This window comes from Rugosimonospora acidiphila (genome assembly GCF_039543385.1).
Classification (GTDB): domain Bacteria; phylum Actinomycetota; class Actinomycetes; order Mycobacteriales; family Micromonosporaceae; genus Rugosimonospora; species Rugosimonospora acidiphila.
This window is the reverse complement of the sequence record NZ_BAABJQ010000037.1, coordinates 20,296-33,508: the sequence shown is the minus strand read 5'-3', so window position 1 is coordinate 33,508 and position 13,213 is coordinate 20,296. Positions and strand designations below refer to the sequence as shown.

The 13,213-nt window shown below is 71.3% G+C and carries 12 protein-coding genes; 5 read left to right on the top strand and 7 right to left on the bottom strand.

Annotated features, from left to right (window positions below):
• The first annotated feature begins 95 nt into the window (after positions 1 to 95).
• Complete coding sequence (locus tag ABEA87_RS37345; protein WP_345637957.1) at positions 96 to 1,568, top strand: FAD-dependent oxidoreductase; 1,473 nt, start codon at positions 96 to 98, stop codon at positions 1,566 to 1,568.
• A 4-nt stretch (positions 1,569 to 1,572) separates the two neighbouring features.
• Here ABEA87_RS37345 and ABEA87_RS37340 read toward each other — a convergent pair whose 3' ends face one another.
• From ABEA87_RS37340 to ABEA87_RS37330, 3 genes are all read right to left on the bottom strand, one after another.
• On the bottom strand, positions 1,573 to 3,012 hold the full coding sequence (locus ABEA87_RS37340; RefSeq protein WP_345637956.1) for an MFS transporter: 1,440 nt from the start codon (positions 3,010 to 3,012) through the stop codon (positions 1,573 to 1,575).
• Between the two features lie 113 nt (positions 3,013 to 3,125).
• Positions 3,126 to 4,436, bottom strand: coding sequence for an alpha/beta hydrolase (locus ABEA87_RS37335; RefSeq protein ID WP_345637955.1), 1,311 nt, complete (start codon positions 4,434 to 4,436; stop codon positions 3,126 to 3,128).
• Positions 4,436 to 5,005, bottom strand: a complete 570-nt coding sequence (locus tag ABEA87_RS37330) for a helix-turn-helix domain-containing protein (protein ID WP_345637954.1) — start codon at positions 5,003 to 5,005, stop codon at positions 4,436 to 4,438. Before ABEA87_RS37330 ends, ABEA87_RS37335 begins: the two co-directional genes overlap by 1 nt.
• A 100-nt stretch (positions 5,006 to 5,105) precedes the next feature.
• On the opposite strand from ABEA87_RS37330, the gene ABEA87_RS37325 reads away from it, so the two are divergent.
• Positions 5,106 to 5,750 carry a class I SAM-dependent DNA methyltransferase gene (locus ABEA87_RS37325; protein ID WP_345637952.1) on the top strand — a complete coding sequence of 215 codons (645 nt, stop codon included), beginning with the start codon at positions 5,106 to 5,108 and terminating at the stop codon, positions 5,748 to 5,750.
• A 280-nt stretch (positions 5,751 to 6,030) separates the two neighbouring features.
• Complete coding sequence (locus tag ABEA87_RS37320) at positions 6,031 to 6,501, top strand: ATP-binding protein (protein WP_345637951.1); 471 nt, start codon at positions 6,031 to 6,033, stop codon at positions 6,499 to 6,501.
• A gap of 49 nt (positions 6,502 to 6,550) precedes the next feature.
• Here the strand turns inward: ABEA87_RS37320 and ctaD are convergent, their stop codons facing one another.
• The 3 genes from ctaD to ABEA87_RS37305 form a co-directional block, all read right to left on the bottom strand.
• Positions 6,551 to 8,362 carry an aa3-type cytochrome oxidase subunit I gene (gene ctaD / locus ABEA87_RS37315; protein ID WP_345637950.1) on the bottom strand — a complete coding sequence of 604 codons (1,812 nt, stop codon included), beginning with the start codon at positions 8,360 to 8,362 and terminating at the stop codon, positions 6,551 to 6,553.
• Positions 8,363 to 8,810: 448 nt separating this feature from the next.
• Positions 8,811 to 9,992 (bottom strand): low temperature requirement protein A, encoded by a 1,182-nt coding sequence (locus ABEA87_RS37310; RefSeq protein ID WP_345637949.1) that lies wholly within the window; start codon positions 9,990 to 9,992, stop codon positions 8,811 to 8,813.
• Positions 9,989 to 10,315 (bottom strand): hypothetical protein, encoded by a 327-nt coding sequence (locus ABEA87_RS37305; RefSeq protein WP_345637947.1) that lies wholly within the window; start codon positions 10,313 to 10,315, stop codon positions 9,989 to 9,991. The genes ABEA87_RS37310 and ABEA87_RS37305 overlap by 4 nt, the downstream gene beginning before the upstream one ends.
• Before the next feature lie 186 nt (positions 10,316 to 10,501).
• On the opposite strand from ABEA87_RS37305, the gene ABEA87_RS37300 reads away from it, so the two are divergent.
• Both ABEA87_RS37300 and ABEA87_RS37295 read left to right on the top strand, forming a co-directional pair.
• Positions 10,502 to 11,446, top strand: coding sequence for a ketopantoate reductase family protein (locus tag ABEA87_RS37300; protein WP_345637946.1), 945 nt, complete (start codon positions 10,502 to 10,504; stop codon positions 11,444 to 11,446).
• A gap of 96 nt (positions 11,447 to 11,542) precedes the next feature.
• The gene (locus ABEA87_RS37295) at positions 11,543 to 11,998 is read left to right on the top strand and encodes a DUF5709 domain-containing protein (RefSeq protein WP_345637945.1); all 456 of its coding nucleotides are present in this window, start codon (positions 11,543 to 11,545) and stop codon (positions 11,996 to 11,998) included.
• A gap of 70 nt (positions 11,999 to 12,068) precedes the next feature.
• Here the strand turns inward: ABEA87_RS37295 and ABEA87_RS37290 are convergent, their stop codons facing one another.
• Entirely contained in the window at positions 12,069 to 12,902 is an 834-nt protein-coding gene (locus ABEA87_RS37290) for an SDR family NAD(P)-dependent oxidoreductase (RefSeq protein WP_345637943.1), read from the bottom strand.
• Positions 12,903 to 13,213: the final 311 nt, after the last annotated feature.

The window sequence follows — 13,213 nt, the reverse complement described above, 5'->3', positions numbered from 1 at the left end:
GAGAGCTGTCGCAAACGCGCCCGGCCGGTCCCGCCGGGTAGCGGCCCGGCCCGGTAAGGTGGGCACCGGGGTCGATTCGACGGGAGCAGATGCCGATGCCCGCTGTCCAGCCTCGTCACGCCGTCGTGGTCGGTGGGAGCCTCGCCGGGATGTGCGTCGCGCGCGCCCTGGCCGACCATGTCGAGCGGGTCACCGTGGTCGACCGCGACCGGTTCCCGGACGGTCCCGAGGTGCGCGGCGGGGTGCCGCAGGCCCATCATCTGCATGTGCTCGTCACCGCCGGGCAGCGCGCGCTCGATCGGCTGTTCCCCGGCATCCTCGATGAGTTGCACAAGGCCGGCGCGGTCCCGGTCGAGGTGCCGACCGACGTGCTGTACCTGACCGCTACCGGGTGGCGGCAACGGTTCCCGGCCACGCACCGGCTGATCGGCGCCAGCCGCGAGCTGATCGACTGGACGGTGTACCAGCGCCTGAGCACGGACGAGCGGATCCGGTTCCTGCCGGCACACGAGGTCGTCGGGCTACTCCCGGCCGCGCCCCGCGCCGCCGATGCCGCCCGGATCGACGACTCCACCCCGAACGACGACTCAGGAGGCAGTGGCTCAGGAGGCAGTGGCTCAGGAGGCGGTGGGCCGGCGGTCGGCGGGGTCCGGCTCCGGCCGCGCGGCGACGCCGCCGGCGCCGAGACCGAACTGGTCGCGGACCTCGTGGTGGACGCGAGTGGACGCGGCTCCCGCGCCGGGGAGTGGCTGACGACTCTCGGGTACCCGGCACCGGAGGAGACGCGCATCGACTCCCGGTTGGGGTACGCCAGCCGCCGCTACGTGCTGCCCGACTCCGCCGTCGGGGACTGGAAGAACATTCTGATCATGCCGGACCCGCCGCGCTCGGGCCGGGGCGCGGTGCTGTACCCGATCGAGAACGACCGGTGGATGCTCACCCTGGGCGGGTTGGGCGAGGACCGGCCGCCGACCGACGCGGAGGAGTTCCTCGACTACACCCGGGGACTGCGCAGCACGATCATCTACGACGTGATCAGTCAGGGCCGGCCGGATTCGGCGATCCACGGGTACCTGCGCACCAGCAATCACCGGCGGCACTTCGAGACGATGCGGTCGTGGCCGCTCGGGTTCCTCGTCGTCGGGGACGCCGCGTGCTGCTTCAATCCCGTGTACGGGCAGGGCATGAGTGTGGCCGCGCAGACCGCGGTGGCACTGGACGAGCACCTGCGCGCCCGCCCGGCCGGCGCGCCGCCGCTGGACCACACCGCACAGGTGGTGGCGGCCCGGTGCGCCTCGGTCGCCTGGCTGATCGCGACCGGTGCCGACTCGCGGCTGCCGACCGCCACTACCAGTACCCGGCCCGGACTGCGCGACCGGTTGTCGCACCAGTATCTGAGCCGGGCCTCCGACGTCGCGAACCGTGACCCGTACGTCTGCGAGGTGCTCACCGACGTGATGCATCTGGTCGCGCCGCCGACCGTGCTGACGCGGCCGAAGGTGATGGCACGCGTGCTGCGCGGGCGGCCCGGGCCGCGGCTGTGGACGCCTCCGGAGCGGCCCGCCTGATCGATCAGCTCACGCCCGCGCGACGGCTCTGGTCGGACAGGGCGAACACCATCGCGCCGAGCGCGAACACCACGGCGATGCCGATGCTGCTCGCGTACGCGTGGCCGAACACCACCCGGTGCGCCGCCCCGGCGGCCGGCGCGTGCGAGGTGAGCGCGTAGAACACCGTGCTGACCCCGGCCACTCCCAGCGCGGAGCCCAGCCGCTGCGAGGTCTGCAACATGCCGCCGGCGGTCGAGCCGCGGCCGACGTTGACCTCGGCCAGCGTCATGGCCTGGTTGGGGTTGGACACGCAGCCGCCGCCGAGGCCGGCGAGCACCAGCGGACCGATCAGCAGCAGCCCGATGGTGTGTGGGGCGGTGGCGCGCGTGGCCACCGCGACCGTGGTGGCCAACAGCAGCATGCCCAGCCCGAACAGGCACAGGCCGAACACGCTCAGCCGGCGGCCGTGACGCTGGACCAGCCGCCCGGCCAGCGGCGCGGACAGCACGGAGCCGGCGGCGTACCCGGCCGCGACCAGACCGGAGCGGCCTGCGGTGAACCCCAGTCCGTCCTGCAGGTACAGCGCGAGGACCAAGGGCGCCGCGCCGAAGGCGCCGAAGAAGAACAGCGCCACGCCCAGCCCGGAGACGAATGAGCGCACCCGGAACAGTTGCAGGTCGATCAGTGGGCGACGGGCGGAGTTGGCCATGCGCCGTTCCCACCGCGCGAACGACACGCCCAGCACCGCCGCCGGAATCAGCAGGGCCAGCAGCAGCGGGTCGTGGTCGTTGTCGTACTGCACCGCCGGGAACAGGGTGCAGAACAGGGCTCCGGCAAGCAGGAGGACCCCGACGATGTCCAGCGGTCGCCGTGCCGGCGGCCCGTCGGGCGGCAGGAGCCGGCGGCACACCGTGAACGCCAGCACCCCGATCGGCACGTTGATGTAGAACAGCAGGCGCCAGCCCACGCCGGGCCCCGCGAGCAGGATGACCACACCGGCAAGCGCGGGGCCGCAGGCCGTCGCGATGGAGTTGGACACGCCAGCCGCGCTGAACGCGGCGCCGCGCTCCGCCGGTGCGAACAGCCGCTGCACGAGCCCGGAGATCTGTGGGTTGATGATGCCGGCGGCCAGACCCTGCACCACCCGGGCGAGGTCCAGCCAGCCCGGACTCGGCGACAACCCCACCATGGCGCTGGTCGCCACGAACGACGCGATGCCGATGAGCAGCATCCGCCGCCGGCCGAGGTCGTCACCCAGCCGGCCGCCGAGGATGGGTATGACGCCGAACGCCAGCGCGTACCCGGAGACCACCCACTGCAGCGATGAGGTGCTGGCGCCGATTCCCCGGCCGATGGACGGCAGCGCGACGACGACGATGGTGCTGTCCAGCGTCGTCATGAACGACGCGAACAGGCAGAAGATGAGGACCAGCCAACGGTGCGGATAAGTGGTCTCCGTCACCCGGTCTTCGAGGTCCGGGCGGACCTGGCTGACGGTCACCGGCGCGTTGCCGGCGAGTCGTCCGATTCACCGTGCCCGCATCCCATAACGGATCGAGCATACCGTAGGACCATTTAGCCCTTCCGGTCGGCCACCCGGCCCGCCTCGACCGGACGCGTCAACCAGGTCGCGAGGTCGGCCACGACGGCCGGGTCCAGATGCTGCGCCGGCTCGTACTCGGTCGGGGAGGACGGGCCCTCGCCCGGAAAGAACAGGTGGTTGTCGGCGTCGTAGACGCGGATCGTCACGTTCTCGTGGCCCATCAGGCCGGCGCGCCAGCGGGCGAGGTCGTCGGCGACCGTCGTCTGGTAATCGCGGCCGCCCTGAAGGATGAGGATCGGCTTGTCGAGTGCCGCGGCCGCCGCGACCGGGTCGTACCCGCGCACGTCCAGCCAGTACGGCGCGGGCACGCCGAACGGCAGTTCGCTGGCCGGCGTGGCCGGGTCGAGGTCGGGGCGTTCGACCGTCGTCGCCTGCCGGGTCATCGCGTCGATCGCGGGCTGCGACGCGGCGGAGGCACCCGGTTCGAGGGTGGCGAGGTAGCGCAGTTGCCGCACGGCGGCCCAGTGCATCGGCTGCGCTCCCCCGGCCAGCAGCACCAGCCCGGCCACCGACGGCTCGGCCGCCGCCACCCGCGGCGCGACCGTGCCGCCCAGGCTGTGGCCGAGCACGAAGACCGGCGCCTCGCCGACCGCGGGGTGCCCGCGCAGCAGCGTGACGGCCGCCACGGCGTGCGGCACGTACTCGTCGACCATGGTGAAGTCGGCGACACCCGCCAGCCGCGCGCCGTGCACGTGAGTGACCTTGTCGAAGCGCAGCACCGCGATCCCCCGGCTGGCCAGGCCCCACGCGAGGTCCTTGAGCGGCTTGTTGCGCCCGATCGTCTCGTCCCGGTCGAGCGGTCCCGACCCGGGCAGCAGCACGATGGCGGGTCGCGGTCCGGGTCGGCGGGGCAGGCTCAGCGTGCCCGGTACGGCGAGCGGGCCGGTGCCGATCGTCACCTCCTGCTCCTCGAACGCCTCCGGATCGGCGTACTCCGGCGGCTGCCACGGCTCGACCGGGCTGGCCGCACCAGCCGGCGCGAACTGGATGCCGGTCAGCCAGCCGCCCTCGACGACGGACACGAGGAGGGTCAACCGCTCGCGGGCGAACGCGAGCGGGACCTTCACCAGGACGCCCTGCGGTCCGGCCGGATCGCTGACCGGCGTGCCGACCGAGGAGACCGGGCCGTGCCGGTCGAGCTGCGCCGCCCAGGCGGCCTGGATCGATTCGGCGGTCACCATCGCGCGCAGCGACGGCGCGAACAGGTCGCGGATCTGCTCGAAGCGCCCGGCCCGCGCCAGGTCGAGGGCGGTGAGCGCGGCGAGTACGGGATCGGTGGGCATCATGAACTCCTTCGCTTCGACTTCCGGACGCCGGTGGTGGGCGCCTCGTCGCTCGGCAGCAGCACCGTGGCGAGGAGGCGTCGCTTGCGGCCCGGCGCCGGCGGCTTGGCCAGCGCCGGCTGCAGCACCCGGGTGAGCTCGCGCAGCAGCTCGGCGAACTCGGCGTCGTCGAGCCACAGCCCGGCCATGCGATAACTGGCCCCGTCCCGGATCGGGTCGACCGCTCCCCGGGCGAGGTACCGGTCGAGGTCGCCGAGCAGCCCGGCCACGAACACCATGAAGGCGCGGCGGTGCTCGTCCGGGCTCATGGTGGTCAGCTCGTCCGGGGCGATCGCGGCGGCGGCCTGCCGCAGGACGTACGTGCGCTCCAGGGCGCCGCGTACCCGCCGCTCGGCGACGACGTGCAGCACCCCGGCGTCGACCAGCCGGGCGACGTGCCGGTACAGGCTGGCGGCGGGGACGTCGGCGAGTTCGGCGGCCAGCGCGCTGGTGGTCAGCGCCCGGTCGCCGAGGAACGCCCGCACGATGCGCAGCCGGACCGGGTGCAGGAGCAGGTCGGCCGAGGTCATGGGGCAACCGTAGCACTGCATTATCGAAAGTGATAACGTTCGCAACTATGAGGTTAGTGATCCGACCCATGGCCGACCCGGTGACGTAGGGTCTCCCCACATGGACGCCGAGGGCTGGTTGCGTGACACGCGTTCCTCCTACGACACGGTCGCGGAAAGCTACGCCGACCAGCTGCGCGACCTGCTGGCCGGGGCACCCTACGAAAGGGCGGCGCTGGCGCTGTTCGCCGAGCTGGTCGACACCGCGGGCGGGGGGCCGGTGGCGGACGTGGGCTGCGGGACGGGCCGGATCACCGCCCACCTGAGCGGGCTCGGTGTCGACGCGTTCGGGATCGACCTCTCGCCGGGGATGATCGAGGTGGCCCGGCGCGACCACCCCGGCCTGCGGTTCGAGGTCGGCTCCATGACGGACCTCGACCTGCCCGACGGCCACGTCGCCGGCCTGGTCGCCTGGTACTCGCTGATCCACGTTCCGGACGACGGGCTCGGCACGGTCCTCGCGCACTTCCGGCGGGTGCTGCGCCCCGCCGGCCCGCTGCTGGTCAGCTTCCACGTGGGCGACGAGTCGCGGCTCAAGACGCAGGGCTACGGAGGCCACCCGATGAACGTCTACGTGCACCGCCGCCAGCCCGCCCGAATGGCGCAGTGGCTGAACGAGGCCGGGTTCACGGTCGAGGCGCAGCTGTCGCTCACCTCGCCGGAGAGCGCGCTCGGGGCGATCCTGTTCGCCCGCCGCGAGCCCTGAGCCACGACCGCCCGCTCAGGCGGCACCGGCGACGGTGGGAACCGGTGCGAGATGATCACGGTGATCGCACCGGTACGGGCGGCCGGGCTCCCGGCCCGGCGCATGTCGCACGCCGACCGAGACGGCTCGGCCTGATCCACCCGACCAATCCGGCCCGGCCGGACGGGCCGCGCGGGCGGGGCGGATTACCGGGCCGAGGCATCGGGTATTGAATCGCCATGGTTGTTCTTTCATCCGTGGCCACAGGCGCCCCCGGCCGGCCGAGCCGCCCCGGATAGCGATGCGTACGGTCACGCCTACGGGCGGTCATGGCGGGACGGCGAGGAGGCTGGTCAGCGTGGGGACGGCGGGCGTGAACGAATACGCCTCGGCTCCGGCGGAGCCGCGAAGGCTGAACGCGACCGACCTTGTGCGGTTGCGTCAACACATCGCCGACGTCACGACGCGGGCCGGGCTCGATCCCGGTCGCGCGGCGGAGTTGGCCCTGGCGGTGAACGAGGTCGCCAGCAACGCGATCGAGCACGGCGACGGCATGGTCAGCGTGACCGTCCGCCTCGCCGGCACGCGCGTGGTGGTCGAGGTACGGGACGGCGGCCCCGGCATCCCGGCGGGCACCACCGCCGACCGGCCGGAGCCGGACGCGGAGCGCGGTCGGGGGCTGTGGCTGGTCGGCCAGCTGTGCGACGAGGTGGACGTCGAAAGCGACGCGGGCGGCACCCGGGTCCGCCTCGCCATGGCCCTCCCCGCCTGAGGATCGCGGCGGTTCGGGCTCGGTCGGTTCGGGCTCAGTCGGTTCGGGCTCAGTCGGTCTCCATGGTCACGGCCGGCGTCGCATCCTGCCCCGGCGTTCTCGGCGCCGGCGGTGCCGTCGGCGACGCGGCCGGTGTCGCGCCCGGCGCCTGTGCGGCCTCGAGACCGACCCGGGCGGCCAGGGTCGCCGGCGGGAACTTCAGGTCGAAGGCGGGGCGCTCGGACCGGATCCGCGGCATCTGATCGAAGTTGCGCAGCGGCGGCGGGCACGTCGTGGCCCACTCCAACCCGTTGCCGTACCCCCAAGGATCGTCCACCTCCACGATCCGGCCGGCCTTGTACGACTTGTACACGTTCCACAGGAACGGCAGCACCGACGCGCCGAGGATGAACGACCCCACCGTGGAGATCATGTTCAACGTGGTGAACCCATCGCTGGGCAGATAGTCGCCGTACCGGCGCGGCATGCCCTCCGACCCCAACCAGTGCTGCACCAGGAACGTCGTGTGGAACCCCACGAACGTCAACCAGAAGTGCACCTGACCCAACCGCTCATCCAACATCCGCCCGGTCATCTTCGGGAACCAGAAGTACACCCCCGCGAACACCGCGAACACGATCGTCCCGAACAGCACGTAATGGAAGTGCGCCACCACGAAATACGTGTCCGTGACATGGAAGTCGATCGGCGGACTGGCCAACAACACCCCGGACAGCCCACCCAGCAGGAACGTCAGCAGGAACCCGATCGCGAACAGCATCGGCGACTCGAACGTCAACTGCCCCTTCCACATCGTCCCGATCCAGTTGAAGAACTTGATCCCGGTCGGGATCGCGATCAGATACGACAGGAACGAGAAGAACGGCAACAGCACCTGCCCGGTGGCGAACATGTGGTGCGCCCACACCGCCATCGACAACCCCGCGATGCCCAGGGTCGCACCCACCATGCCCTTGTATCCGAACAACGGGCGACGGGAGAACACCGGAATCACCTCGGTGATGATGCCGAAGAACGGCAACGCCACGATATAAACCTCGGGATGCCCGAAGAACCAGAACAGATGCTGCCACAACAACGGCCCACCGGTCGCCGAGTCATACACATGCGCGCCGAGCACCCGATCCGCCATCGCGACCAACAGCGCCGCCGCCAGGATCGGGAACACCATCAGAATCAGCACGGCGGTAATCAGAATGTTCCACGTGAAGACCGGCATCCGGAACATCGTCATCCCCGGTGCCCGCAGCGTGATAATCGTGGTCGTCATGTTGACCGCACCCAGGATCGTGCCCAACCCCGAAATCACCAATCCCACGAACCACATGTTCGGCCCGGGCCCCGGACTGCCACTGTCACCCGCCAACGGCTGATACGCCGTCCACCCGAAATCCGCCGCCCCACCCGGCGCCAGAAACCCACCCACGACCAACAACCCACCGAACAGGTACAACCAGTAAGCGAACGCGTTGAGCCGAGGGAACGACACGTCCGGCGCACCGATCTGCAGCGGCACTATGTAATTCGCGAACGCGAACAATACCGGCGTCGCGAACAGCAGCAACATGATCGTGCCATGCTCGGTGAACAACTGGTTGTACTGCTCCAACGACAAGAACTGCATCCCCGGCCGCGCCAGCTCCGCCCGCATGATCAACGCCAGGGCCCCACCGACCAGGAAGAAACCGAACGCCGTGACCAGATACATCAACCCGATCTGCTTGGCGTCGGTGGTCCGGATGGTGCGCGTGAACCAGGAACCCTTCGGCGCCTGACGCACCGGCCACGGCCGAGTAACGACCGGTCGTGGCTCAATCGGTCGTGGTGGAAGCTGCTGTTCCGCTGGCGACGTCACGGTCATCGTGAATGCCCCTTGGCCTGGTGTTGGCGGACAGAACGCGGCCGAATTACCCGGGATGGATCGTACGCCAATCCCACGCGATTGGTGCCCGCCAATTTCCCCGTACCGCCCGGCGCGTCGCGCCGACACCGCGGGCCCGCCGCGACCGGGCCGGCGCCGGGACGACCGAGGGTGGCCCCATCAGCCTCGCGGGCTCGTCACCCGCCAGGCTCGTCAGCGGCGGCGGAAGCTTCGGCGCGGCGGACCCGACGACAGATCCCGGCGCGAACGGGGACGCCGCCGATCCCGTGCCCGGCGCTGCTTCATCCGCGTGCCCCTCCCTGCGAACCCGACGAGGCCTCACGATGGGTAACGCAGGGTGGCGGCACGGCGGTTCATCGGATCGGCGGACGGTACCCGCTTGGATCACGCCCGCCCGCCGGGCACCCACGCCGACGGGAGTCGGTGCTCACGGATCGCGGGACAGGGCCCTGGTCGTTCCGCGATTGACCAGGTGGGTGCGTACCGCGTCACTGATCGCGACGCACAGCAGCACCGCCGTGGCCGTGGCCTGGACCAGCACCGGGGACCCACCCACCATCACCGGCGCCAGGGCGACCAGCACGAGCATGAAGGCGACCCGGGACCACGAGACGCGCTTGAACACCTCGAACTCGAAGGCCGCCCGGCCGATCAGAAACAGCAACGGACCGGCGAAGAACACCATGACCGACGGACCGGGTGCGGGACCGGCGGGCGCCCTGATGATCATCTCGGCGGCGGCGGCCATGGTGACGATCCCGGCGATCATCAGCAGGTGCGTGTAGAGCGCCCACCGCACCAGCCGCGCGGGCCTGTGCTCGTTCAGCATCGGGATGACCGCGCCGGCCCGGGAGACGTAGATCTGCCACAGGATCGCCGTCTGGACGAAGGTCACCAGGAAGGCGATGACGCGCGGGGCGCTGAACTGGTCGCGACTGACCTCCAGGGTGGGTACCAGCACCAGGTCACCGAGCCCGACGATCATGATCTGTTGGAACCGCTCGCTGAGGTGGATGCCCCTGCGTTCGTAGGTGTTCTTCGGCAACCGGCCGTACCGAGGCACGGGGTGCCGGATCGCATACCCGAGATAGTCGATGAACAGCCCCAGCCCCCACAGGACGTATCGGGCCGTGCCGTGTACCAGGCCGCCGATGATCCATGCCGGAGCCGCCCCGGCGAACCAGAACAGGTACCGGCCGGCCCGCTGCCTCGCGGCCCCTCCGCGCAGGGCGCCGAGCAGGATCACCTGACGTCCATTGTGGATAGTAACGTAGACGCTGGCGAAGATGAGCGCCTGCGGGCCCACCGCCCCGGGCATGATGGCGGCCATCAGCACGGTGCCGACCATGCTGAGGACCAGCGCCGCCTGCACCGGTATCCGATCCGGATCGAAAACGTCGGTCATCATCGCGGTGACGCACCAGATCCACCAGACGGCCAGCAACGGCAGCACCGTTCCGATCACGCCGGTCACGGTGACGTTGCTGGCCAGATGCCTGGACATCTGGGCGAGCGCGGCGACGATCGCCAGATCGAAGAACAGTTCCTGGAGGCTCGCCCGCGCGGCCTCACCGCGTTTCCGGATGATGCTGGGAGCCTGGTCGGTCATCGGCCGACCGCCCCGCACCGGGCCGCGCCGTCGCCGCTGGCATTGGCACTGCCGCTGGCATTGGCACTGCCGGTGGCGTTGCCGCTTCCGGTGGCGTTGCCATTGGCACTGCCGTCGGCAATGGCATTGCCGGCGGCGTTGGTGTTGGCGGCGGCGTTGGTGTTGGTGTTGGTGTTGCCGCCAGCGTTCGTGTTGGCGGCGGCGTTGGTGCGGGCGGCGGCCTCCGGGAGCGCGGGGGAACCGGTGGCGGCGGAGCCGGGAAGCCGCGTCGGGGCTCGGCCGTGTCGCCGGCGGCCTCCGCTTCGGCGGCCCTGTTCGCGCATCACCTCACCGGCCCGGCCTCACCCTCTCTCCAGCCAGATCAGCGTATCGGAACCGAAGTCCTCTCCCCGGTGATTGCATCCTTTGCCGTTGACGGGCACCCAGGCCCCGCACCGCCCGTACCGGGTCCGCCTCACCGGATCGGCGGCTGCCGCCGGTACTGTGAGGCCCGGAGGCGGGAGGCGGAGATGGAACAGCGCTACGGCGTCGCTATCGTCGGGCCCGGTGGGATCGGTGGCCTCGTCGGCGGGGTTCTGGCCCGGGCCGGACACCCGGTGACCTTCGTGGCCAGGCCGGAGAGCGCGGCACGGCTCAACTCGGACGGGCTGAGCGTGCGCAGTGCGGTGTTCGGCGACTTCCACGTGGCGGTGAGGGCCGTGACGCGGTTGGATGAACGAGTCGACGTGTGCGTGCTGACGGTCAAGGCGACGAGCCTGCGACAGGCCCTGGCCGGCGTGCCGCTCTCCGCGCTGGCCGATGGCCTGGTGCTGCCACTGCTCAACGGTGTCGAGCACCTGGCCGGCCTGCGTGACCGCTTTCCCCCCGCCCAGGTCGTCGCCGGTGCGATCCGGGTGGAGTCGACCCGGGTCGGGCCCGGGCGCATCGAGCACACCAGTCCGTTCTGCCGGATCGACGTCGGCAGCGAGACGGCGCCGCGCGAGCGCGTCGAGGCACTGGCCGCCCAGCTGAGCCGGGCCGGCCTGGATACCAGGGTTCGCGACGACGAGGCCAACCTGCTCTGGGACAAGCTCGCGTTCCTGGCGCCGATGGCGCTGCTCACCACGCACGATGGCGCACCGGCCGGCGTGGTCCGCACCCGGCGCCGGGCCGACCTGGAGGCGGTGATCGGCGAGGTCGCCGCCGTCGCCCGGTCCGCCGGGGCGCAGGCCGATCCGGTCGCCATCCTGGCCATGGTCGACGCCGTACCGGAGGGCATGAAGTCCTCGATGCAGCGCGACGCGGAGGCGGGCCGGCCGATCGAACTGGACGCGATCGGCGGCGTCGTGCTGCGCACGGCGAGGCGCCACGGCGTCGAGGCGCCGGTGACCGCGCGGCTGGTCGAAGATCTTCGGGTCCGTGCGGACCAACCGCCCATACCCCAACAGAGTCGGGCGAATCGCATCGAACGATAGGGCGCCTCCGGCGGCTCGCCGCGCGGCCCGGCCGCCGGATACGCTGGCCGAGCACTGTTTTGACGGGAAGCCGAGCACGGGAGCACGGGAGCACGGATGAGCGAGCCCGACGTGGTTGATGACGACTGGGACGACATCGAGGACGACGGGGTGCTCGACGCCTCGGACACGCTCGACGACGACGCGGCCGACGACCCGCTGGACGTCGGCATCGAGCCCGCCGACCGGTGGTCGGGCGCCAACCGGTTCGGCACCACGCTGGCCGAGCAGCGGGCCGGCGAGTCGCTGGACCAGTTGCTGGCCGAGGAGGAGCCGGACACCGACCTCGGCGGCTACAACGACGAGGACGAGGACGAGCTGATCCGCCGGGGCGACGAAGAGGAGCCGCGGGCCGGGCGTCTGGTCGCACCCGACGAGGGGTTCGGCCTGGACGACGAGCCCGACGCGGTGGGCTACGACGCCGGGATCTCCGGCGGCGGTGCCAGCGCCGAGGAGGCCGCCATCCATCTGGTGGACGACCCCGACGGCCAGGGAGACGGCCCGCTGCGGTAGCGGGGCCCAGCCGAACAGTCCGGTCGAGCCGCCGGCGTCAAGCGCGCCGGGCGGCTCGGCCAGGGCGGGATCAGGCCGCCCGCTGGGCCACCGTGCGGTGCTGACCCAGCAGCTGGTGGGTCAGCTTCCACAGCTGCTCCACCGCGCTGTCGGTCTCCACCAGGGGCGCCGGGCTCGCCGGGAGCAGCCCCTCGTAGTACGCGCCGTTGACAACCTCGACATCCGGCCAGCTCAGCCGCGCCAGGACGGCGGCGGCCTCGTCGATCGGGCCGCCGACCCGGCTGTAGATGGGCAGCAGGTCGGTCTTCACGATGCCGGGGTGCACGCTCAACGCGGTCACATCGTCCTGGTTCCAGGCATACGCGCGGGCGAACATGGTGAGCGTGAGCTTCGACTGCGTGTAAGCGGCCATCGGCACGTAGAACCGGATGCGCTGCGGGTCCGACCAGTTGATGTTCCCGGTGCGGTGCAGGCCCGAGGAGACCGCCACCATCCGGCCCTGCGCGGCGGCCAGCCGCGGGGTCAGCAGTCGCGTCAGCAGGCACGGCGCGAGGTAGTTGACCTGGAAGGTCAGCTCGTTGCCGTCGACGGTCACGATCCGACGCTTCGGCCCCACCAGGCCCGCGTTGTTGACCAGCACGTCGAGGTAGTCAAACTTGGCGGACACCTCACGCGCCAGGGCCGCGACGTCGGCGAGCCGGCTGAAGTCCGCGGCGATGGGGTAGATCTGTGCGGGATCGGCGCCGTCTGCCACCAGCCGCGCGGCGGCCTGCGCGACGCTGCCGGAGTCCGGGCCGTGCAGGATGACCATCGCGCCGGCGTCCAGCAGGTTCCGGGCGGTCGCGTACCCGATGCCGCTCGTGGCGCCCGTGACGAGGATGGTGGGTGGGACAAATTCAGACATGGTTTCTTCCAAGGGGAGTGATGCCGTGCCGTCCGGGCCCGGGGATTGATGCGAGGCGAACGGGTCGGTCCGGCGCGACCGCGGCGGCGACGGACCCGGATGAGTCCTGGACCCGGCAGTGCCGGGGATCCGGCACTGCCGGGTATCCGGCCGGCGAGGGGGTCGGGTCGGCCGGAGTCTTGGTCAGGCGCGCTATGCCGGGCCGGGCGACCGGTCGCGATGCTCTGAATGCGCGACCACCGGCATGCCCCACGGCACGACCTGCCGCTCCACGGTGGCGGACGACGGCTGAACACTCCTGGTCACGATCA